The organism is Microbacterium sp. R86528, assembly GCF_044596335.1.
GTDB classification, from domain to species: Bacteria; Actinomycetota; Actinomycetes; order Actinomycetales; family Microbacteriaceae; genus Microbacterium; species Microbacterium marmarense.
This window is the reverse complement of sequence record NZ_CP138996.1, coordinates 2892227-2913867: the sequence shown is the minus strand read 5'-3', so window position 1 is coordinate 2913867 and position 21641 is coordinate 2892227. Positions and strand designations below refer to the sequence as shown.

Annotated in this window: 16 protein-coding genes and 1 tRNA gene; 4 read left to right on the top strand and 13 right to left on the bottom strand. The window is 63.7% G+C overall.

From position 1 onward, the window contains the following. Nucleotides 1-11: 11 nt before the first annotated feature. Nucleotides 12-1460, top strand: a complete 1449-nt coding sequence (locus SJY18_RS13485) for a nucleotidyl transferase AbiEii/AbiGii toxin family protein (protein WP_396667931.1) — start codon at nt 12-14, stop codon at nt 1458-1460. A gap of 119 nt (nt 1461-1579) precedes the next feature. Here SJY18_RS13485 and SJY18_RS13480 read toward each other — a convergent pair whose 3' ends face one another. Genes SJY18_RS13480 through SJY18_RS13460 form a run of 5 tightly spaced genes read right to left on the bottom strand, consistent with a single transcriptional unit; the run spans nt 1580 to nt 10554 of the window. Further along, entirely contained in the window at nt 1580-4516 is a 2937-nt protein-coding gene (locus SJY18_RS13480) for a type I restriction endonuclease subunit R (RefSeq protein ID WP_396667930.1), read from the bottom strand. Next, nucleotides 4516-5679 carry a restriction endonuclease subunit S gene (locus SJY18_RS13475; protein ID WP_396667929.1) on the bottom strand — a complete coding sequence of 388 codons (1164 nt, stop codon included), beginning with the start codon at nt 5677-5679 and terminating at the stop codon, nt 4516-4518. Before SJY18_RS13475 ends, SJY18_RS13480 begins: the two co-directional genes overlap by 1 nt. Further along, on the bottom strand, nt 5676-7169 hold the full coding sequence (locus SJY18_RS13470) for an N-6 DNA methylase (protein WP_396667928.1): 1494 nt from the start codon (nt 7167-7169) through the stop codon (nt 5676-5678). The genes SJY18_RS13475 and SJY18_RS13470 overlap by 4 nt, the downstream gene beginning before the upstream one ends. Then, on the bottom strand, nt 7166-8701 hold the full coding sequence (locus tag SJY18_RS13465; protein ID WP_396668926.1) for an N-6 DNA methylase: 1536 nt from the start codon (nt 8699-8701) through the stop codon (nt 7166-7168). Before SJY18_RS13465 ends, SJY18_RS13470 begins: the two co-directional genes overlap by 4 nt. Before the next feature lie 2 nt (nt 8702-8703). Then, nucleotides 8704-10554, bottom strand: coding sequence for a DUF262 domain-containing protein (locus SJY18_RS13460; protein WP_396667927.1), 1851 nt, complete (start codon nt 10552-10554; stop codon nt 8704-8706). A 439-nt stretch (nt 10555-10993) separates the two neighbouring features. On the opposite strand from SJY18_RS13460, the gene SJY18_RS13455 reads away from it, so the two are divergent. Continuing rightward, nucleotides 10994-12082, top strand: a complete 1089-nt coding sequence (locus SJY18_RS13455; RefSeq protein ID WP_396667926.1) for a tyrosine-type recombinase/integrase — start codon at nt 10994-10996, stop codon at nt 12080-12082. Between the two features lie 199 nt (nt 12083-12281). On the opposite strand, the gene SJY18_RS13450 is transcribed toward SJY18_RS13455, so the two are convergent. The 3 genes from SJY18_RS13450 to SJY18_RS13440 form a co-directional block, all read right to left on the bottom strand. Then, a tRNA-Arg gene (locus tag SJY18_RS13450) sits at nt 12282-12353 on the bottom strand. A gap of 56 nt (nt 12354-12409) precedes the next feature. Beyond that, complete coding sequence (locus SJY18_RS13445; protein WP_396667925.1) at nt 12410-12781, bottom strand: VOC family protein; 372 nt, start codon at nt 12779-12781, stop codon at nt 12410-12412. Between the two features lie 128 nt (nt 12782-12909). Next, nucleotides 12910-13467 (bottom strand): hypothetical protein, encoded by a 558-nt coding sequence (locus SJY18_RS13440; RefSeq protein ID WP_396667924.1) that lies wholly within the window; start codon nt 13465-13467, stop codon nt 12910-12912. A gap of 340 nt (nt 13468-13807) precedes the next feature. On the opposite strand from SJY18_RS13440, the gene SJY18_RS13435 reads away from it, so the two are divergent. Continuing rightward, complete coding sequence (locus SJY18_RS13435) at nt 13808-14089, top strand: Fe-S cluster assembly protein HesB (RefSeq protein ID WP_337337546.1); 282 nt, start codon at nt 13808-13810, stop codon at nt 14087-14089. A gap of 67 nt (nt 14090-14156) precedes the next feature. Here SJY18_RS13435 and SJY18_RS13430 read toward each other — a convergent pair whose 3' ends face one another. The 4 genes from SJY18_RS13430 to SJY18_RS13415 all read right to left on the bottom strand — a co-directional run bounded on the left by SJY18_RS13430 (nt 14157) and on the right by SJY18_RS13415 (nt 20577). Then, nucleotides 14157-17564 carry an error-prone DNA polymerase gene (locus tag SJY18_RS13430; protein ID WP_396667923.1) on the bottom strand — a complete coding sequence of 1136 codons (3408 nt, stop codon included), beginning with the start codon at nt 17562-17564 and terminating at the stop codon, nt 14157-14159. A gap of 21 nt (nt 17565-17585) precedes the next feature. Beyond that, on the bottom strand, nt 17586-19229 hold the full coding sequence (locus SJY18_RS13425) for a DNA polymerase Y family protein (RefSeq protein ID WP_396667922.1): 1644 nt from the start codon (nt 19227-19229) through the stop codon (nt 17586-17588). After that, the gene (locus SJY18_RS13420; protein WP_396667921.1) at nt 19180-19905 is read right to left on the bottom strand and encodes a hypothetical protein; all 726 of its coding nucleotides are present in this window, start codon (nt 19903-19905) and stop codon (nt 19180-19182) included. The genes SJY18_RS13425 and SJY18_RS13420 overlap by 50 nt, the downstream gene beginning before the upstream one ends. Before the next feature lie 102 nt (nt 19906-20007). Then, the gene (locus tag SJY18_RS13415) at nt 20008-20577 is read right to left on the bottom strand and encodes a cysteine hydrolase family protein (RefSeq protein WP_396667920.1); all 570 of its coding nucleotides are present in this window, start codon (nt 20575-20577) and stop codon (nt 20008-20010) included. Between the two features lie 60 nt (nt 20578-20637). On the opposite strand from SJY18_RS13415, the gene SJY18_RS13410 reads away from it, so the two are divergent. Beyond that, nucleotides 20638-20967 carry a hypothetical protein gene (locus SJY18_RS13410; RefSeq protein WP_396667919.1) on the top strand — a complete coding sequence of 110 codons (330 nt, stop codon included), beginning with the start codon at nt 20638-20640 and terminating at the stop codon, nt 20965-20967. A 7-nt stretch (nt 20968-20974) separates the two neighbouring features. Here SJY18_RS13410 and SJY18_RS13405 read toward each other — a convergent pair whose 3' ends face one another. Further along, entirely contained in the window at nt 20975-21472 is a 498-nt protein-coding gene (locus SJY18_RS13405; protein ID WP_337337540.1) for an HNH endonuclease, read from the bottom strand. Nucleotides 21473-21641: the final 169 nt, after the last annotated feature.

Genomic DNA, 21641 nt, shown 5'->3' with positions numbered 1-21641 from the left:
CAGCACCTCAGATGCACCTACCACCACCCGCTAGAGTCGAACACATGACGAATGTTGTTGCTCTAAGCAATGCCCGCGAGGAGCTCGTTCGGATCAATGGGTTTCTTAGGGAACCGCACCTTCTCATCGGTGGCCTCGCGGTCCACCGCTATTATCCAGCGCGAGACTCTTCGGATATTGACTTGGTATGCCCTGCAAAGACATCGATGGAACTCATCTCCCAGCTGTACCCGACGGACCGATTCACGGTAGAAGATCAAAACGACGATGTCATGCGGCCAGCGTGGGTTCTCCGAGAAAGAGGCAGCGGTCGCACAACTTTCATTGGGCCAAAGATCACCGAACGCGACACATACGCCTTCGTGGACTACGAGTGGGTGAAAGCCAACGCGGTGCCATACACGGCTCAAGGTCAGGAGTTGGCGAACCTCCTAGTTCCGACGCTCGAGTCTCTTGCGTTGCTAAAGTTGCTTGCCCTTATCGCCCGACTTCAACGCAGCCCAGAGAAGGGCAAACAGGACGTTCGCGATTTCGTCAACTTGACGAATCTTAGCGACTTCCGAGTAAACATCTTCCTCGACCTCATCCCGAGCGACACGCGCGAGCACATCACTGTTCGCCTCGCCCAGCTCACCGCGGAACACGAAGAACTATTCAGCGGATCGAGCCTGCGGACAGCGTTGGACTGTATCTTTCCACCACACGCCGAACCGCTGGGCACCGGGGTGGCCCGAGTCTTCTCACCCGAAGCGGCGATTGGTTTCTACGACGAGGTTGCCTCGCTCTACGACTCTCGCAACACCAGCTTCCTATATGCCGCGCATCAGGTTGTGATTGGCGAGATTCGCAAGAGTCTTGATGGTGGCGCAAAGGGAGTTATTGATATCGGGTGCGGAACGGGGCGAATGATCGCCGCGCATTTCGTGCATAGGGATATCGTTTGGCTGGGCGTCGATGGCTCGTCTGAGATGCTAGAGCAGTTCAACCAGAACACTGAAGTGGAGGCAAGTCCGCTCCGCGCTCAAACACAGAGAATGGATTTTGCGACCGCAGACTTTTCCCAGCTTGACATCTTCACATCGGTCGAGAGCTGGGTCGCGGTCTGGTCATTCGTCTTGACTAGCTTGCCATCCGATGAGGCTCTGGGCCGCATGGTCGCGCAAGTCTCGAGCTGCGATGAGCTCGTAATCGCTGACATTCACCCGCTCTATACGAACAGCAATCCGAACTACGACTTTGAGACCGCGAGCGGTTCGCTAGTTCTCACACCAAGGGCCGTCTATCCCGATGTCCTCGAAGATGTGCTCGCCAAAGCAGGTTTCTCTGTTGTGACGAGGCAGCTGATCCGCAAGGATCCATCGGGAGAGCCGTACGCGTTCGTAACGCGCTTTAGCGCAGCGCGCTCGCTCGATGGAGCTGGACAGGATGAGCCTGCTAACCGCGAGCGACACGACCATTGATGGGGATACGGAAAGCTTGCGTCTGAAAGGCGATCGAGCGCGTTCGTGGCATGGCAATCAGGCAGAAGCCATCAGCTGGAAGCGACCCGACGCTGTGCCGAAGAGTGTCGATATCGCGCTCAGAAGTACTCGCGGACATAGCCAAGCGCGCGCTCGAACACATCGTTGTCGCGGATCTTGAATTGCACGTAGAGCGTCTGGCGCAGTGCTTTCCGCACCTCCTGATCGCCGGCGATCGTGGACTGCCAGCCGTCGAATCGCACCGCCCGAACGACCTCGTCGATGCGGTCGACGACGTTTGAGACGATGATCGGGGTCTCGTCGCCCTTCAGAGTCTCGAACAACTCGGTCAGTGCTGCCTTGCCCCTCTCCTCTCGCGGGATCTCGTCCTCGGCCTTCTCCGCCGCGACCGTGTCCTTCGCGAGCTCAAGGAGATCACGGAGAAAGTCCAGGCTGGACTGTTGGATCTCGGCGTACTTCTCGCGCAGCGCGTTAAGGCGCTGGCCAAGTTCAATGAAGACCGGGTTGTTGAGATGGCGTGCGATACGCGCCGTGATCTGCTTCTCGATCTCTTCGGGCGAGACGTCCTCGCGCTTGCCGGTCATCAGGTCTTCGATCGTCTGCGCGTCAAGGACGATCGTCTCGTTGCCCCGCGGGATCTCAACGTGGATGCTCTCGTTGATTAGCTCGATCGTCTTCGCACCCAACGCGTGCCATACCAACCGCCCCGTGATGTCGGCTGGCCGCACCGACTCGTAGACATCGGTGAGCCACTTGTAGTCGTCGCGGGACTCCTTGAGCATCGGGTCGGGGCTGAGCGCCTCCCACAGCTGCGACACGACGCTGTAGGCCAAGCCGAACGCGTCCTTGATTCCGTCGGCGGCGATCGCCGCCTGCGCCTGGATGAGACCCGCGTAGCCGCCGATTGACCGATCGACCCCTGGGAAGAACGAGAGCGCCGCGGTCATCGCCGGCGCGAGTTCGGCCCTTAGCTCTTCGATGTTCGAGATGACCTGCTGGACCGCGGCCTCGTCGAACGCCAGCGACTTCGCGACGTCGTCGAAGATGCCGAGGTAGTCGACGATCAGCCCGTGTGTCTTGTTCGGCGGGTACACCCGGTTCGTGCGGGTGATCGCCTGGAGCAGCGTGTGTTCCTTGAGCGGCTTGTCCAGGTACTGTGTCTGCAGGATTGGCGCATCAAATCCGGTGAGCAGCTTCGCTGTGACGATGATGATCTTGAGTGGATCGGCCGGGTCGTTGAACCGTGCGACGGTCTGCTCGAGCTCGTCGGCACCCGGCGTCCACTGCGCCCAGGACGCGGGATCGGTACGCGCCTTCGACATCACGATGGTGGATGCCTCGGGCGGCAGCATCGTGTCGAGCGCTTCCTTGTACGCGACGCACGATGCCTTGTCGTAGGCGACCAGCTGCGCTTTGAAGCCCTCCGGCTCGACCCTCTCAGCGAAATGGGTGACGACGTCGTCGGCGATCTGACGGATGCGGTCGGGCGCCTTGATGAGCACCTCGATCGACGCTGCCTTCTTCGACAGCGTGGTCTTCTCACCCTCGGTCAGGTTGCGCTCCGCGGCGAGCTCCTCGAACGCAGCGTCGATCTTCTCCTGGTCGAGGTGGATTTCACTCAGGCGCGGCTCGAAGTGCAAGGGCAGTGTCGCTCCGTCGCGGATCGAGTCTTGGAATGAGTACCGCGACAGGTATCCGCCCTCGTCTTCGGGGGAGCCGAACCACATGAACGTGTTGTGGTCGCGCCTATTGATCGGCGTGCCGGTGAGACCGAACAGGAACGCGTCCGGCAGCGCCTCGCGCATCCGCTGTCCGTAATCGCCCTCCTGCGAGCGGTGGGCCTCGTCAACCATCGCGATTATGTTGTGGCGGTCGTCGAGCACCCCGTCGATCTCGCCGAACTTGTGGATCGTCGTGATGATGATCTTCCGCGCGCCCTGGCTGAGCAGTGTCTGCAGTTCCTTGCGCGAGTCGGTCGACACGAGCCCGGGAACGTCGGATGCGTTGAAGGTCCCGGTGATTTGCGTGTCGAGGTCGATGCGATCAACGACAATGAGGATCGTGGGGTTCGTCAGTTCCGCCATCGCACGCAGCTTGAGCGCCGAGAAAACCATGAGCAGCGACTTGCCTGAGCCCTGGAAGTGCCAGATGAGTCCCTGCTTGATGCGGCCGTGCAGCACTCGCTCCACGATGAGGTTCGTGGCCCGGAACTGCTGGTAGCGCGCGATGACCTTGATCTTGCGGTGCTTCGCGTCGGTCGCGAACACGGTGAAGAACCGCAAGAAGTCGAGAACGGATGCTGGAGACAGCACGCCTCGGACCGCGTCGCCGACCGCCTCCAGACCGACCTTCGCTGGCGCAGTCGGATCGGACTCCTCCTCGCGCCACGGCCCCCACAGCTCCACCGGCATGCCGACGGAGCCGTAGCGGAAGTCCTTGCCCTCGGTCGCGAACGACAGCACGTTCGACACGAAGAACTGCGGAACGCTCGCCTCGTAGTCGTCGTGGATCTGCGCGGCCGCGTCGATCCATGAGTAGGCCGCGCGGATCGGGGTCTTGGCCTCGCCGACGACCAGCGGGAAGCCGTTGCACCACAGCACCACATCGAATCGCTTGCCCAGCGCGCCGAGCTGGAACGTCACCTCGGTCGAAACGATCCACTGGTTCGACGAGTCGTCTTTGACGTGATCGAAGTCGATGAGACGCACCGTCGTGTGCTCACCGTTCGGGCCGAACGGCATGGATTTCTGGCCCGTCAGCCACGCCATGCACTCTTCGTTCGCGACGACCGGATGCGGGCTGTTGCGCGCCGAGATCAGGATTGCGCGCAGCACATGGATGACCTCGTCAGCCTTGCGCGGATCGGCCGCGATCTCGGGGTTCAGGCGCATCAGTGCGCCCGTGACGAGTCCCTCGAGCAGTACCTCGTCGGTGCGCCGCGGAAGCTGACTGCCGGGCACGAACGGTACGTCGGGGGACGTGACTAGGTCACGGAGGAAATCGCGGATCGAGTTCGCCTCGTTGAATTGCGCCATCAGTTGCCTCCGAAGGTCTCAGTGATGATCGAGGCCCTCAGGGTCGACAGCGCAGCCGCTTCAGACATCAGGGCAGACCGTCCGTGGTCGATCGAATCGAGTCGTGCGAGGAGTCGATCCTGGAGCTCAACGGGCACTGCCGGTACCGGCATGGACTTCAGCACGGTGCCGTTTATCGTGTTGAGACCGCTGGTGCTCTTGGCAACGGTTCGTATGTAGCCCCGACCGCCCACGCTATTGATCCACTCCAAGATGAAGTTGGGGCGGAACCCCTCCGAGGCTCGCACGCGGAACAGGTGGTTTTGGAAGAGTGGCGAATCATCCCGCTCCCAGATCGCGGCACGTCCGATCTCGTCCACGGATGCGTGCCCTTCGACAACGAGAACATCGCCCGGACGAACGCCTTTGCTAGCGGCTTCCGGCGCTGTCGCACCAACCTGCTTGATCTCGCTCAGATCCAGGTTCCCGCGCTGAACATTGGCAACGCGCAAGTAGGGGGCGGTGTCAGGCAGCGAACGCCTGGCTGGACTGAGCGTCACACCCGAAGTGATTGAAGCGGCGTCTCCCAAGGGAACGGTGCTCGAGTTCAAGGGGAGGTTTGCTTCGATGTACGTTCCTCGCAGGTGCTCGACCCTCGCGCATTCGCCCGAGATCACCTGAAGATGACGCTCAACGACCCAAAGAAGGTCGGCGATTCGCCTCTGCTCATCGAGTGACGGGAGGTCGAACTCGAAGTTCGCGAGGTCGCGCCAGTTCGTGCGCGGTGACAGCGACCCGGCGGAGGTGTCGAGCGCATGGTCGAAGAACGGATCGGACTGCACGATGAACGGCAGGAAATTGCCGAGCATGCGATTCTCGTCCGCCTCGAACGTGTATATGTCGCCGGAGCAGATCGCGTCGAACTCGGCGTAGGAAACCTTGCGCTGATAGGCGCGGCGCTTGCCGAAGAGGGTCTGCCCGGGGCGAACCCGCCGAGTGAACGTGGTTCCCTCGGCGACATCTCCCCAGCGTTGGATCTTGAGTTCGCCGGGATCCATGTGCTCCATGGCGATGACCCGATCGATACCGTTGGCTGCCGCGTGCTTCAACGTCTCGTTGACATTGCGCACGACGTCGCCGAAGGCGACCCGTTGCCACGTGGACTTGTCGAGGTTGAGGCTCACGCGTCGACCTCCGCGCGGAGCAGCGCTATCACGTCTACAATCGCGTCGTCCGACGCATCCGCTTCCTGTCGCCAGTCGTCCACTGCGTCGACCACGTCAATCTGCTCCCCTGCGTCTGCCGCCTTTGCGCCAGCCACGTACAGCGGAATCGCGAGGCTGTACGCCTTGTCGGCGATCTGGCTGAGGGTGGCGACCGTGGTGAACTGCGGCACGTCGGCGAAGCCACGGTACGCGTCGAGAGTCTTTGTCTGGTGCGAGTCGCGCAGGAAGGACTGCGCCTGTTCGCGCGCGACCTCGTTGACCGCGTTGATGAACAGCACCTTTCCGCGGTGGTTCGCAGGCTTGTTGGCTCGAAGCGTGATGACGACAGCCTCCATGGGCGAGTTGTAGAAGAGTCCCGCGCCGAGTCCGAGCACGCACTCGATCAAGTCCGACTTCACAAGCGCTTCGCGCAGCGCGGCCTCTTCGCGACGGAACAGTACACCGTGCGGGAAGAGGATCGCCGCGCGGCCGGTCTTGGGGTCGAGGCTCCTGGCGATGTGCTGGAAGAACGCGTAGTCGGCGCGCCCCTGCGGCGGCACGCCCCACATGTTGCGGCCGTACGGGTCTTTGGCGAAGGCGTCCCGGTTCCAGGCCTTAATCGAGTACGGCGGGTTGGCGAGTACGACGTCGAACGTGCGCAGGCCACCCTTCTCGTTCAGGAACGCAGGCCGAGCGAGCGTGTCGCCGTGCGCGACCTGTCCGTCGGCGATGCCGTGCAGGAAGAGGTTCATACGGGCGATCGCCGAGGTGCCGTAGTTGAGCTCTTGTCCGTAGAGCTTGAGGTTGCGCCACTCCTTGCCCTGGCGCTTCACCTCGGCCGCCGTCGAGATGAGCATGCCACCAGTGCCGCATGTCGGGTCGTACACCGACTCGCCAGGCTGGGGCTCGAGCATGAGGGTCATCAGGTGCACGAGGGTGCGGTTCGTGTAGAACTCTTGCGCGGTATGCCCGGAGTCGTCGGCGAACTTCTTGATGAGGTACTCGTAGCCGTTGCCCAGTTCATCCTCGGGCAGATTCGCGATCGACAGGGTCTGCGTCGAGAAGTGCTCGATCAGGTCAGCGAGCGTGGAGTCGGGCAGTAGGTTCTTGTTGCCCCAGTCCCCGTCGCCGAAGACCCCGGGCAGCGTGTCGGGGTTCGCGGACTCGATCGCCCGCATCGCCCGCAACACCGTTGCGCCGATGTTCTCGGTAACTGCACGAACATCGTGCCAGTGGCATCCGTCCGGAATCGCGAAGCGATGATTCTCGGGCAGATCGGCGAACTCTTCTTCACCGTACGTGTCGAGGGCGGCGGCGCGCTCTTCGTCGTACACGTCCGAGATGCGCTTATGGAACACCAGCGGGAAGATGTACTGCTTATAGTCGCCAGCGTCGATGAGTCCGCGAAGGATGACGGCGGCGCCCCAGAGGTAGTTCTCGAGTTCGCGCTGGCTGATCCGGCCGGTCATGCGCTCAACCCCCACTTCGCGAGCTCGGTTTCCAACGCGGCTCGCGTTTCCTTGGCCCGCTCGTGCGCGGCCTCCAGGTTCACCAGCGCGTCCGCGAGCGTGATCTTCTCGCCCGCCTCTGCCGGAGCCACGTACAGCGGGATGTTGAGGTTGAAGCCGTGGCCCTCGATCTCGGCGAGGTCGGCGACGTGAGCGCGGCCCGGGATGTCGGTGAACCCGCGGTAGGCGTCGAACAGCTTGTCCGCGTGCTCGGGTTCGAGGGTGTTCTGGTTGCGGCCCTTCTTCATGAGGTCTTCGCCGTTGATGAACAGCACCTTGTCCTCTTGGTCGGCGGGCCTCTGGTGGCGCAGGATCAGCACGCACGCGGCAAGGCCCGTCCCGTAGAACAAGTTCGGCGCCAGACCGATCACCGCTTCGACCTTCTTGCCATTCAAGATGTGGGTGCGGATGCGTGCTTCGGCTCCCTGCCGGAAGAGCGCGCCCTGCGGCAGCACGACCGCGACCCGGCCGGTGTTCGGGTCGGCCGAGGTGAGCATGTGCTGCACCCACGCCCAGTCCGCATAGCCCTTCGGCGGGACCCCGCCGAGCTGGCTACGACCCCACCGGTCAGACGCCCACTCAACATCACCCCACGCTTTGAGTGAGAACGGCGGGTTGGCCACCACATTGTCGAATCGTGCGAGTCGGTTGCCTGTGTAGTACGCCGGATTGCGGAGCGTGTCTTCGCGGACGATCTTAAAGTCTTCGACGCCGTGTAGCAGCAGGTTCATGCGTGCGATCGCGGAGGTGGCGAGGACCTTCTCCTGGCCGTAGAGTTTGCCCCACAAAGTTTTCGGACTGCCGCCGGCATCCTTCACATGCTCGATGACTTCGATGAGCATGCCACCCGTCCCGCATGCGGGATCGTAGACGCTCTCGCCCTCCTGCGGATCGAGGATGTTCACCAGCAGGCCCACGACTGAGCGAGGGGTGTAGTACTCGCCGGCCTTCTTGTTCGACTGGTCGGCGAACCGCTTGATGAGGTACTCGTAGGCGTTGCCGAAGACATCCGGTGCGACGTTCGCACTACTCAGGGTCTTCGTCGAGAAGTGCTCGATGAGGTCGGCGAGCTTGCGGTCGGGCAACTTGTCCTTGTTCGTCCAGTTCGCATTGCCGAAGATGGCGTATAGGGTCTCGGGGTTTGCCTTCTCGATCTCGCGGAATGCCGTCTGCAGCGCGGTGCCGATGTTCTCGGTCTTCTCACGGACGTCTGCCCACAGGTTTCCGTCGGGGATTGCGAAGCGGTGATTCTCGGCGAACGCCGCGAACTCGTGGTCGCCGCCGGAATCTTCGAGCGCCTGCTCGAACTCTTCGCGGTAGACGTCGCTGATCCGCTTGAAGAACATCAGCGGGAAGATGTACGCCTTGAAGTCCGCCTGGTCGATGCTGCCGCGGAGGAGGTCGGCGGCGCGTGCGAGGTATTGCTCCAATTCCGTGAGAGACATGGGATCAATCCGCGATGCTCGCGGGTCGGCCGAATGCGGGGCATCCATGCTCACGTGCGTTCCTCCGTGATTTCGGCAGCGACGATGTCGTGGAGGCTTGGCTTGCGTCCTTCGGTGAGTTCGACAGCCGCCCGGCTGACCAGCTGGGCGCGAGCGGACAGGAAAGCATCGAAGTGCGGTCTCACCAGCTCAGCGAGCTCGGAACCCTCCACATCGAGCGGGTATGGCCCTGCCGCGACGAGCAGTTCATACGGCACGAGGTGGGTGGTGAGACGTGCACGGACGTCGCTAGGGTCGGGCGCCTTCTGCGCGCGGTCTTCCAGATACTGGATGGGATCCAGCCGGCCGATCGTGCGATTAGTTTTCCAGGTGATGAGCGCGCAGTTGAGAGCGAGGTAGGAGTTGATCCCGGCTGCACGGAGCAGGGCGTCGGGAAAGAGATGGTGATACTCGCGGCGACCAACGTTGTCCGCCGAGAGTTTCGTGTCGTCGGCGAAGTCGCGTGCACCGAAGTAGGTCGTTGTTGCGAGCACTGCCCGTCCGAGTCGATCGGCCTTCTTCGACCAGTCCGCCGCAAGCAGATCTCTGTGCGTCGGCAGCGGGTACTGCTCACGGTCGAATACGGGAACGCTCTCGAGTTCGCCTACACCATCGAGATGCGCCCGAAGGGGTGCGTAGTCGGCGGCAGCTCGCGTCGCGGCTGCACCGACATAGCGAGTGGTGAAGAACGCCGACCAAAGATACCTACGCACGAGTTGGTCGACGCGCGCTCTGTCGTCGCCATCCTCCGCTGAACTCGCGAGGAGAGCGGCAGCGACGGGCAACGGGGGCCCACTCGGAATCTGCGACGATGTGAAGATGCCTTCGCCCGCGAGCAGTTCGGTGAGCCGCTTGAGCCCCGCCGCCATCGTGTTCCAATCGGCGACGAACTTGGAGTAGTCGAGCTCGTAGTAACCCTTCTGATTGGGCTGCTTGCCCTGCATGAGCGCAGAGACCTGCAAAACTGCGTCACCGACATCGCCGAAGTATCGGGCCAGCGCAGGCTGGGTCTCGTTCAACGCTCGCAGCCACTCTCGTAGACGCACCCCCGTAGCGTTCTCGAGCTCGGCGACGACAATGTCGTACGCCCGCAATGGCTTGGCGTTCGTGTTCATGTTGATGAACACGCGTAGCGCAACGTCCTTATGGGTGGCAGCCGGGAGCCTGAGGTACGGCAGGTTGTAATGCCTCACCCGCTCGCGGAGCGGGCCAATCCACTGTTCTTTCAGAACGCTCCTGCTCGCACTGACTGCGCGCTCCGCAAGAAGTGCCTGTACTTGTTCCTCGGCGCTCGCTGCTTCATCGATGATGGGCGCAGGGTACGCGGCATCCACCCAGCGGTCGATCTGATCTCCGCTCGGGTCGAGAAGGCGAACTGGAACCAATCCGCGTCGTCGACACTCTGCCGGGTCATCAGCCCACAACGGCTTGACGCCGCGACGATCGCGCCAGCGAACGACCGCTCTCACTGACAGACCGTGATCGTCATTGTCGGGATCTTCGTCCAGCTCTGGCACGTGAATGAAGTACGTCACGTCCGCGCTCGTTGCCTTGAGCGCTTGCCACAGCGCCGTCAATCGCTGCTGACCATCGAGCAGGTGCTCGGTGACCTTCGAGCTCGGCTCCGGCGCGGTCTCAAGCGGGCGAGAGTGGAACTTCTCCTCGTCGCCAACATCCAGGATCAGGGTGATACCTAAGGGGAGATCCTGGATGATCGTGGTGAGCATGGATGCAACTCGACCCCGGTCCCAGGCGACGCCCCGTTGGAAACTCGGAAGTCGGAGCTGACCGCTGCTGATCCGATGCAGCCAATCGTCGATCGGGCGATTCAGGGCCTCGCTACGGTTACGCTCGTCGCTCACTGCGCAACTCTTCTCTTCTCTACTCACCTACGTTGGCAACTTCTCCAGCCTAGTGATGAGAGCCGCTACCCGACGCTCGGTACACGCGCAGGCGACGATTTCGCTCCGACAATCAGCCACCCAGCGCTCGGGCGCGGCGCAGTGCTCGCCGGCGAACGGCTGCAAATCGGCGCGCGCCAGCGCGGAGTCTGCAAGGAGTGAGCGTCGAGAACGGAGACGCGATCGATCGCTACACTCCGGCGTCGGAGGGAGGCGCTCCTCTCCCCCAGCGCCACTTGACGACGTTCTCCCCCATCTATCCACATCTGTCATCCGCGGCGTTGACGACGTCCCATCAGTGTCCGACACTGGATCGATACTGACCGTTGAGCCGGCATGAGCGGAGGCCGAGATGGGCAGCATCAGCCCGTACGAATCGGCGAAGGGCCGCCGCTACCGAGTGCGCTATCGCAAGCCGGATCGCACCGAGGCGGAGAAGCGCGGCTTCACGACGATTCGCGAAGCGCAGCTGTACCTCTCGATGGTCACGGTGTCGAAGGCGAAGGGCGAGTACATCGATCCGGCGGCGTCCAGGGTGCCGGTGCGAATGTTCGCGGACAGCTGGCTGCGATCCAAGCAGCCGCCGATGACGAAGCCCTCGTACTACATGACTCTCGAGCGGGCGTGGAAGAACCATGTCGCACCTGTCTGGGCCGACCGCGAGATCTGGTCGATCCGGCGCTCCGAAGTGCAGGACTGGGTGTCCGAGCTCGCATCACAGAAGTCGCGCACGGTGGTTCTTCGCGCCCTGGGAGTGCTCGCCGGCATCCTCGACGTCGCGATCGACGATCGTCGTCTCGCGGGCAACCCGGCGCGGAATGTGCGCAGCCTCCCCCGGAGCGGCCCGGGCAAGCGCCGCGTCTACCTCACGCACGACCAGGTGGCGACCCTCGCGGCATGCTCGGCGCATCCAACCCTCGTTCTGACGCTCGCATACACGGGCCTGCGCTGGGGTGAGGCGACCGGGTTGCGAGTGCGCAGTGTGAACCGCCTGCGCAAGCGCTTCGTCATCGAGGAGAACGCGGTGATGATCGGATACATGATCCACGTGGGGACCCCCAAGACGCACGAGAAGCGGTCGGTCCCCTACCCCGAGCGCCTTGCTCCGATGATCGAGCAGGCGTGCGCCGGCAAAGGACCGGAGGGGCTGCTGTTCGGTGACGGTGTCAATCACATGCGCAACTCGGGCGCACAGGGCTGGTTCGCGAACGCGGTAAAACGTGCGCAGGCGGCCGACCCGTCGATCCCGCGGCTGACCCCTCACGATCTTCGCCACACCGCCGCATCGCTCGCGATCAGCTCAGGAGCGAACGTGAAGGCGGTGCAGCGGATGCTGGGGCACGCGTCGGCAGCGATGACCCTCGACACCTACGCCGATCTTTTCGACGACGATCTGGATGCCGTCGCAGCCCGCCTGAACGCCGCCATGCCGTTGGTGGCGCTGCCGTCCGGGCCTCAAACCCGCTACGTCCGGCCGACGACCCGCTGAAAGCAGGTTGCTCTTTTTTGCGCGAGGCACGAGACGCCAGAATTGCTCGGTTTCGGTGTTTCGAGACGTCGAATGACGCGTCGTGAAGGGCCTTGTTTCTGCCCTCAAAGTTTCAGAATGCGGGCAAAAAGCGGGCAAAAACGCATTCTGCGCGGTCTGACCACAGAAGAAATTCCTGGTCAGAGGAAAAAAAGGGCTGTGCCCCTGGAGGGACTCGAACCCCCAACCGTTTCCTTAGGACGGAACTGCTCTTCCATTGAGCTACAGAGGCTGGCGGCATCCAGTCTATCCGCACCTCCCCGGCCGGCTACACGCGACCGGCGAGCGCTAGCGGTGCTGGTCTACGAGAATCTGATTGCCATCCGGGTCGACGATCACGAAACTCGCCGGGCCCGAATCGGGGGCATCGATCGTGCTCTCGAACGCGACATCACTCTCTGCGAGCGCCTTCTGCAGCTCGCGGATGTCGGTGAACGAATCGGCCTCGTTGCCCTCAGCATCCCACCCAGGATTGAAAGTCAGAATGTTCTTGGGAAACATGCCTTGAAACAGCCCGATGGTCGCGTTGCCGTTGTGCAACACCAGCCAGTTCTGCGACTGATCGCCACCAACCTGCTCGAACCCGAGCTTCTCGTAGAACGCTCGTGATGCTGCGATGTCTTGCACGGCCAGGCTGACCGAGAACTTGCCGAGATCCATGTTGTCTCCTCTGTGACACAGCCAGACTGCTAGCCGCAGGCGAGCGCGTCAACCTCACCCCCGAACGACCCGCACACAAAAGGCCGTCCCCCGCGCAGAGCACGCGGGGGACGGAACTACTCAGCAGATCACCAGAGCCAGGTCTTGTCTCCGACGATCTCGCGCCACTTCGGAGCGAGGCTGAAGAGCTGACCATAGACACCGAAGAACACAATCGCCATGACGGTGATGTCGGTGATGTGGCTGTCCATGAGCGGGTTGGTGGCCCCGGTCAACGTCAGTGGAAACTCTGCGAAGTACATGAAGAACAACATCGCGGCACCAGCGATCGTGCCGATGCGAACGCCGATTCCGAGCATCAGCGACACGCCGACACCGAGCAGACCTGCCATGAAGAGCACGTTGACGGCCGGGTTGCCGGCGATCGCAGCGAAGACGCTCGCAAGCGGGCTCTCAGTTGCGCCCGACAGGTAGCCCAGCGTGGGGTTTCCTCCGTTGATCCATGCGCGCTCGGCGGGTGTCGCGAACCCCAGCCCGAACACCTTGTCGATAAAGGCCCAGAAGAAGTAGAACCCCATCAGAATGCGGGCGACAGCGATGGCGATCGGCAAGCCCCTGCGGGTCGCGACCGGCGCGTTGGTGGCATTTGCGCCCGGCAGAACGGGGGCGGCAGTAGGGGCGAACATGATGTGACCTTTCTTCTTCGGTTGCAGCGGATCCTGTGTGATTGCCGCCTTCGGATACCTCAAGTTTCCCGCCAACTGAGAGAAACCTGCGAAAAGTCTGTGCAAACCCCTAATGTGGTCTGACCACATGCCCGGAGATTTGTTCACACCCTACGAACGCCGGATTTCTCGCTCTCTAGCGCCGCCTCTCGCGGCCCCGAGGCGTGCTCCACCGCCGCCGAAACCACTGTCTGAACCTCCGCGTTACGTGTGAGTGGCGGCCAATGGTGTGTCAGAGTGTGCGATCGCCGCAGATTCTCGGCATCGTTGCCTCTTCCCGATCCACGGAAGGAGAGCACCAATGCTCACACTCACCGAGAACGCCACCACCGCAGTAAAGAACCTCCTCGCTCAGATCCCGGTCGACACGGCTGGACTGCGCATCAGCGAGGCCACCACACCCGACGAAGGCTTCGCCCTGAACCTGGCGGATGCCCCCGAAGCAGGCGATACCGTCGTCGAAGACTCGGGCGCCCGTGTGTTCGTCGACACCGTCGCGAACGTTCAGCTCGATGACCGCGTGCTCGACGCACGCGTCGACGAGAACGGCGGCGTGGGCTTCGCGCTCGCTCAGCAACGCTGAGCAACACCGCGACGAAAGTTTTGCGCAGCGCCCTGGGGCCGATCACGGCTTCGGGGCGTTGCCGCGTTCAGCGGAAGTCCCGCGACTGGTGCTTCACACCCACCCGCAGGTCTTCGAACCGGTCAGCCAGCAGATTCGTGACGCCCTCGACCGACCGCTCGAGAATCCCCCGCACGATCAGCGCCGGCGAATCACGCACCACCCGGCGATAGCGATTCCACACCCCCGTTGAGCAGATCACGTTGACTAATCCGTGCTCGTCTTCGAGATTCAAGAACGTCACGCCCGCGGCTGTCGCCGGCCGCTGCCGGTGCGTGACCAGCCCCGCCACCTCAACGCGCCGTCCCGTCTCATGCGAACGCAATCCTCGCGAGGTGATCACCCCGCGCGCATCGAGCCCCGAGCGATAGTGCGTGAGCGGGTGATCATCCGTCGAGATGCCGGTCGCCCACAGATCTGCCGACAGCTGCTCATAACTGCTCTGATCGGCAAACAGCGGCGGCTGCACCGACATCACCGTATCGGGGAGGAACTGCGCACGGTCTTGCGCCGCAGCACCCGCCAGCCAGATCGCCTCACGACGAGTGAGCCCCAGACACTCGAACGCTCCCGCGGTGGCGAGCGCTTCGATCTGCGCTTCGGTCACATCGGTGCGCCGCACCAGGTCACGCAGATCGACGAAGTCGCCCTCTGCCTCGCGCGATGCGACGATGCGTTCGGCGACCTTCGCGCCGATCCCCTTCACCGCGGCAAGCCCCAATCGCACCGCGAAGTTGCCGTCACGGCGATGCGCGACATATTCATCTGGCGCATCGATGTCGAACAGACCCACCGGAGGTTGCAGTCGCTGCGCACACGCATCCAAGCCCGTGGGCTCTTGCACCGCGAGCGCATTCTCGTCCAGCCCCTCGAGCACCGGCTCCACCCCCGAGCGCAGCAGATCGGGCCGGTGCACCTCCACGCCGTGACGACGAGCATCGGCCACGAGCGACGCGGGCGAATAGAACCCCATCGGCTGAGCGCGCAGCAGCCCGGCGAGAAACGCACCCGGGTAGTGCAGCTTGATCCACGACGAGGCATAGACCAGCAGCGCGAACGACAGCGAGTGCGACTCGGCGAACCCGAAGTTCGCGAAGGCCTGAATCTTGGCGTAGATCGCGTCGGCTGCCGCGCCGACCAAGCCGTTGTCTGCCATGCCTTCATACAGCTTGATCTTCAACGAGTCGATGCGCTCTACGCCGCGCTTCGAGCCCATGGCGCGGCGCAACAGATCAGCATCCTCACCCGTCAGCCCACCAATCGCCATGCCCATCTGCATGAGCTGCTCTTGAAACACCGGAATGCCCAGGGTGCGCTCGAGCACCGGCTTCAGCTTCGGGTGCGCATAAGTCACCTCTTCAAGCCCCAGCTTGCGCTTCACAAACGGATGCACCGCCCCACCCTGAATGGGCCCGGGGCGAATCAACGCGATCTCGATCACCAGGTCGTAGAAGCGACGCGGCTGCAACCGAGGCAACAACCCCATCTGCGCGCGCGACTCGACCTGAAACACCCCGATCGAATCGGCACGGCAGAGCATGTCATACACCGCGGCTTCTTCTTTCGGCAGGGTCGACAGCTCCCACCGCTCCCCCGTGGCGGCGTGAATCATGTCGAAGCAGTACTGCAGCGCGGCGAGCATGCCGAGCCCCAGCAGGTCGAACTTGACCAGGCCCATCCAGGCGGCGTCGTCTTTGTCCCACTGAATGACCGTGCGGTTGTCCATGCGGGCGTGCTCGATGGGCACCACCTCGCCCACGGGACGATCGGTGAGCACCATGCCTCCCGAGTGGATGCCGAGGTGTCGCGGCGCCTTCAGCAGTTCACTCGCGAACTCGATAACCTGCGCGGGAATGTTGTGTGTCGCGCCTGGCTCCACCACAGCCGACCATCCTTCAATCTGCTTCGACCAGGCGTCTTGCTGGCCCGGCGAATGGCCGAGCGCTTTCGCCATATCGCGCACCGCGTTCTTGGGCCGGTACTGAATCACGTTCGACACCTGCGCCGCGCGTTCGCGCCCGTACGTCTGGTACACCCACTGGATGATCTCTTCGCGGCGATCAGAGTCGAAGTCGACATCGATGTCGGGCTCTTCTTCACGCAACGATGACAGAAACCGCTCGAACGGCAACTCGTAGGCGATGGCATCAACGGCGGTGATGTCGAGCAGATAGCAGATGGCACTGTTGGCGGCAGAGCCACGCCCCTGACAGAGGATGCCGCGCCGCCTGGCCTCTTGCACGATGCCGTGCACGATCAAGAAGTATCCGGGAAAGTCCTTCATCTCGATCACACCGAGCTCTTTGTCGATGCGGGCCCGGTTGTCTTCGGTGAGGTCTGGATACTTGCGCGGCACTGCCTGCCACACCAAATGCCGCAACCAGCTCATCGGCGTGTGCCCGGCGGGCACATCGAGTTTCGGCAGCGCGGGTTTGGCGCGCCGAAGCGGAAACGCCAGCTCATCGGCGAGCGCGACAGTGCGCACCACGGCATCGGGATGCCGCACAAACCGCTCGGCCATCTCGGCGCCAGAGCGCAGATGCGCGCTCGCGTGCGCGGGCAACCAGCCATCGAGTTCGTCGAGGCCTCGATTGGCACGCACAGCAGCCACCGCAGCCGCGAGCAACTGCCGCTCGGGAACGGCGTAGTGCACGTTGTTGGTGGCCACCGTGGGCAGACCGCGCGCTCTCGCGAGCGACACCAGCATGTCGTTGTGACGAGTGTCGAGTGGGCTGCCGTGGTCGATGAGTTCGACATAGACCCCGTCAGGACCGAACAACGCCACCAGCTCGTCGAGCTCGCGCGCCGCGGCATCAACCCCCTCATCGGCGAGCGCGCGCCGCACCGCACCCTTGCGGCATCCGGTGAGCACCGCCCAGTGGTCACGCCCCTGCGACGACAGCTCGTCAAGGTTGTAGAGCGGTCTGCCCTTCTCTTCGCCCTGCAGCTGCCCGTGCGTGATGGCCTTCGCGAGCCGGTGATAACCCTCTTCGCCTCGAGCCAGCACCAGCAGGTGCGAGCCCACCGGGTCGGCTTCGCCCTTCTGTGGTGCGGGAAGCCCCAACGACAGCTCGGCGCCGAACACGGTGTTCAGCTGCAGCGATTCGGCGGCCTCGGCGAACCGCACAATGCCATAGAAACCGTCATGGTCGGTGATCGCCAGTGCGTGCAGCCCGAGCCGCTCCGCCTCTTCGGCCAGGTCTTCGGGTGACGATGCCCCGTCGAGAAACGAGAACGACGAGTGCGCGTGCAACTCGGCGTAGGGCACCGTGTCTTCTGGGCGCTCAATCGTGGGCGGCACGTAGGGGCCGCGTTTGCGTGACCATGCCGGGCTGTCTCCGCCGTCCGCACCCGCGGGTGCGCCCCCTGGCCGCTGCCGATCGCTGAGCAGCCGCTCCATCTCTGACCACGACACCGCGGGATTGTTGAAGCCCATCAGCGCCACCCACCCGAGACGTCAGTCATACCGAGCCTCGGCCGTCCACGAACCGCGGTCGCACACGAGCAGCCAGCCGGTGCCGTCAGCATCCACCACTTGAAAGCGATGCGCGCGGCGAGTGCGCGCGGCATCCCACCCTCGCTCCACCACCGGCCACGGCCCCGCCCACTCGGCGATCGCGCGCTTGCGCCCGGCCTCGACAAACAGCCCGGGCACCGCCGACATGTTGCCGCGCTCATCAACCTCAACGAGGTAGCCACCCAGCGATGTCACCTCGACCGTGCGCGACTCAGGAAACACCGTCGCCGGCAGCGGATCGGGCAGGCTGCCCGGCCACGGTCTGGCGCGCTCTTTGGTCACCACCGCGCGATCGCCCCAGGGCACCAGTACCTGACGCTCTGCCAGCCAGCGCCCGCCGCCGACCGCGGGGGTCAGCACCCCGCGGTGACCCAGCATCGCCTGCACGCGCGACAGGGCATGGTGCACGCGTTCTTCTGGGCCGGTGCCGAAGATGGCGGGGCGGTGGTGCGAGGCAGCATCCACTGCTTCAGGAGAGATGCGCACGAGCGCCACCCCGCTGCGCAGCCTGCCCTCGTCTTCACCCAGCTGCCAGCGCACGCGGTCAACGACGGCGGCCGCGTCAAACGATGCCGGGTGCAGCCACACCCGTTCGCTGCGCTCACCCCGGTCACCCAGAAGCTCCACTCGCAGCTCAGTGCACACCAGATCTGCTGCACCGATGCCCGCGATGAACTCTTCGGCCGCGATGCGCATGCCGAACGCCACCTGCTCGGCGATCTCAAGCGGTGGTTCGAAAGCTACTTCGCGGTGCAGCTCGGGCGGAGGTGTGCGGGGTTCGATGGCGCGTGAGTCGCTTCCCCCGGCCAGCGCGTGCAGCCGAAGACCACGGTCGCCGAACCGCTCGCGCACCCGTTCTTCGCTCATCGCCGCGAACTGCCCCAGCGTGTGCACGCCCAGCCGATCGAGCAGCCCGACCAGGTCGGTGCCCGTCGCCGTTGCACCCCGCGTGGCACGCGGCGCCGCACTCAGCTCAGACATGCCACCGAGCACCCGCACCGGCAGCGGTGCCAAGAACTGCGCCGACTCACCGGTCAACACGATGCAGGTAGGGTCTGCCGGCCGGGTAAGCCGTGCCGCCTGCTCTGCAGTGAACGGACCATCGGCGATGCCGGCGCGCACGCCCTGGAGCCCGCGCTCTCGCAGCGCTTCTTGCAGCACCTTCGCCGCCTCTGCCTCACCGCCGTAATAGCGCGCGGGCCCCCGCACGCGCAGCGCGCACATGCCGGGGCGAATGATCTGCACCCCGGGCGCCTGCTCTTCGATGCTCGACACCACCGGCGAGAACGCTCGCTGATCGCGCGCCGCATCGCTGGCGACCACCACAAGCCGCGGGCACCGTGCTTGCGCATCGCGCCTGCGCTGCCCACGCTTCACACCGTCAGCCCGCGCTGCCGCGGAGCACGCGACCACGAGGTTGTTCTCGACGACCGCGATCGGGCGTTCGAGGTTCATCGGCTCTGGTCCATCGAGGGCTAGAGCCGTCACCGGCCAATCCGGAAACCACAGCACCAGGGTGCGCACCGCAGCCACCTCAACCCACCGCCCGAATCGGTGCGGGCGCGATATCGCGCGCTCGGTCATGCCACGACGAGACGGTCGCAGCTTCAGGTGCCGACACGATCGTGCCGTCGAGGTTCGGCAGCAGCATGGTGCGCCGCCGAGGCACCGGCCACCGTTTGCTCGATGACGTGACCGTCAGCGTGCGCGTCGCGAGATAGCCGTGGCCCTTGCCCAGGCCTTCCCACCGCGCCTCGCTCACCGCCAGCGTCGCCTCTGCCTGCGGCCAGGGCCCCTGCACGAGCATGACTCCCCCGCGATCGCGCAGTCTCGCGCTCAATCGTGAGATCTCGGCGTTCCCTGCCCTCGAGAGCGGACGCACCGCCACCACGGGCAGCACCTCAGCCAGCGTCGCCGCAACCGCAATCCACCGTTTGCCGGGCTCAGGCACCAGCACCAGCCGCTCCAGCTCGACGCCCAGCCGCTCTGCCGCCTCGATGCCCACCTCGGGCATGCCGATGATCCCGCACCACGAACCGTCTTGAGACGGCCGCGCAAGCAGCCCGAACAGCAGCGATGTGGCACCACTCAGCGAATAGACGCCACCGGGCATCAGCCCGCCGCCGGGAAGAAGCTCTGACAGCACCGGATGCACCGGCAACACCGGAGCATCCAGTTTTCGACCCTGCACCCGCTCAAGCTGGGCGCGCAGAGACGCAAGATCTGCCTTCTCTGCACGTTCGCGCATGATCGCCGCCATTCAGTGATGATAGAACAGATGTTCTAAACTATCCACGTTCATGACAACGCTAAAGCCACCCTCCGACATCAAAAGCCGAAGAAAAAGAAGCTATGTTCTAGGTTACGCTGACCCCGCGAGCACATCGGCAGTGGTCGCGATGCGCGCAAACCCGCCACCCTGCAGAGTTACCGCGGTCGACGCCATCAGCTCATCCGCCGTGCGGGTAACAACGCCCAGCCCAGGAATGTTCTCACTGAGATCGAAGGTGCGCGTCGCATCCAACACCACCGTCACGTCATAGCCGAGATTGCCCGCCATGCGCGCGGTCGTCTCCACACACATATTGGTTTGGATGCCGCACACCACCAGCTCGCTGATGCCGCGCGCGCTCAACCACTCGTGCAGATCGGGGTCGCCATAAAACGCTGAGTTCACGTTCTTCGTGACGAAGAGCGCAGGATCGACAGCGGCCACACCCCGCACCAGGGCATTGCCGGGCGATTCGGGATGCAGCGGCGACTCTGCCGAGCGGGAATCGTGGCGCACCACCACGATCTCTTCACCCGAGCTCTGCCACGCCTTCACGAGCGCTTCGACGTTCGCCTCGCACGAAGGGTTCGTCGTCGTGCCCCAGAACGACAGGTCGTCAAAAGCGCGCTGCATGTCAATCACGATGAGTGCTCGGGTCATGTATCCATCACACCACGCAGCGCCGACGCCGATACCGACGCCGACTAAAATGGCAGGAAGATGCCTGATGCCCGCAGTTCTGAAACGCCGTTCTCAGGCAACGCCGCAGAGTATCTGTCTGCCGATCTCGTCGCGCGCCGGTTCAATCCCCTCGTGCGCGCCGCGCGCTATATCGCCGCGTTTGCACTCTCTGCCTTCGGCTTCGGCGGCGAAAGCGCTCTTCCTGGTTTCGAACTCGTCGTCATCAGACTCGACACGGGCGCCGAGGTGCTGCGTATTGCGGTAGGACAGTTCGAAGAGGCCACCCACGTGCTCGCCAATGTGCGCGACGATCTCTCGCGCCTGACGGTAGAGCAGTTCGTGCGCGAATGGCGTCACATCGACGCGTGAGTGGCAACTAGGCCGCGAGCTCCAGGTAGGGCTCCCAGCTGGGGTCGGTGCGGTCAGTGCCGCGCACCGTCCACTGCGTGCCCCGCGGCGGGCGAGGAATGATGCGCAGCGACCAGTTCATCTCTTGCGGTGTGCGATCGCCCTTGACGTTGTTGCAGCGCAGGCAGCACGCGACCAGGTTCTCCCAGGTGTCCGCTCCCCCGCGTGAGCGCGGCAGCACGTGGTCGATGGTCGAGGCCGACTTGCTGCAGTACGCACAGCGCTGACTGTCGCGGCGCAGCACACCACGTCTGGTCACCGGGATGTTTCGCGCCCCGGGCACGCGCACATATCTGGTCAGAATGATCACCGCGGGGCGGTCATACGCCTGCTGTGTTCCCTTGATCGGATTGTCATCGACGTGCTCGATAACAGCAGCCTTCTCGTTCATCACGAGCACAATGGCCCGTTTGAACGACACAACAGCAAGGGGCTCATAGCCCGCGTTCAGCACCAGAGTGCGCATTCATCTTCCTCTCGAACGGCCGAGACGGCTTCTCGGCTCTTTCGACATGCAGACGTTCTCCTCATGCGCAGGGGTACAAAAAAGGCGCTGTCTTATAGACAGCGCCAGTGATCCACGGTCAACCCGTGGCAGTCGATCGTACGATGCCTAAGAACAAGACGGCCGAGCG

Excerpts from the sequence above, each read along its gene's own strand:
- SJY18_RS13485 (WP_396667931.1), top strand. The coding sequence starts at position 12 with ATGCACCTACCACCACCCGCTAGAGTCGAACACATGACGAATGTTGTT.
- SJY18_RS13480 (WP_396667930.1), bottom strand. The coding sequence starts at position 4,516 with ATGGCGCAATTCAACGAGGCGAACTCGATCCGCGATTTCCTCCGTGAC.
- SJY18_RS13470 (WP_396667928.1), bottom strand. The coding sequence starts at position 7,169 with ATGACCGGCCGGATCAGCCAGCGCGAACTCGAGAACTACCTCTGGGGC.
- SJY18_RS13465 (WP_396668926.1), bottom strand. The coding sequence starts at position 8,701 with ATGGATGCCCCGCATTCGGCCGACCCGCGAGCATCGCGGATTGATCCC.
- SJY18_RS13445 (WP_396667925.1), bottom strand. The coding sequence starts at position 12,781 with ATGGATCTCGGCAAGTTCTCGGTCAGCCTGGCCGTGCAAGACATCGCA.
- SJY18_RS13440 (WP_396667924.1), bottom strand. The coding sequence starts at position 13,467 with ATGTTCGCCCCTACTGCCGCCCCCGTTCTGCCGGGCGCAAATGCCACC.
- SJY18_RS13435 (WP_337337546.1), top strand. The coding sequence starts at position 13,808 with ATGCTCACACTCACCGAGAACGCCACCACCGCAGTAAAGAACCTCCTC.
- SJY18_RS13430 (WP_396667923.1), bottom strand. The coding sequence starts at position 17,564 with ATGGGCTTCAACAATCCCGCGGTGTCGTGGTCAGAGATGGAGCGGCTG.
- SJY18_RS13425 (WP_396667922.1), bottom strand. The coding sequence starts at position 19,229 with ATGACCGAGCGCGCGATATCGCGCCCGCACCGATTCGGGCGGTGGGTT.
- SJY18_RS13420 (WP_396667921.1), bottom strand. The coding sequence starts at position 19,905 with ATGGCGGCGATCATGCGCGAACGTGCAGAGAAGGCAGATCTTGCGTCT.
- SJY18_RS13415 (WP_396667920.1), bottom strand. The coding sequence starts at position 20,577 with ATGACCCGAGCACTCATCGTGATTGACATGCAGCGCGCTTTTGACGAC.
- SJY18_RS13410 (WP_396667919.1), top strand. The coding sequence starts at position 20,638 with ATGCCTGATGCCCGCAGTTCTGAAACGCCGTTCTCAGGCAACGCCGCA.
- SJY18_RS13405 (WP_337337540.1), bottom strand. The coding sequence starts at position 21,472 with ATGCGCACTCTGGTGCTGAACGCGGGCTATGAGCCCCTTGCTGTTGTG.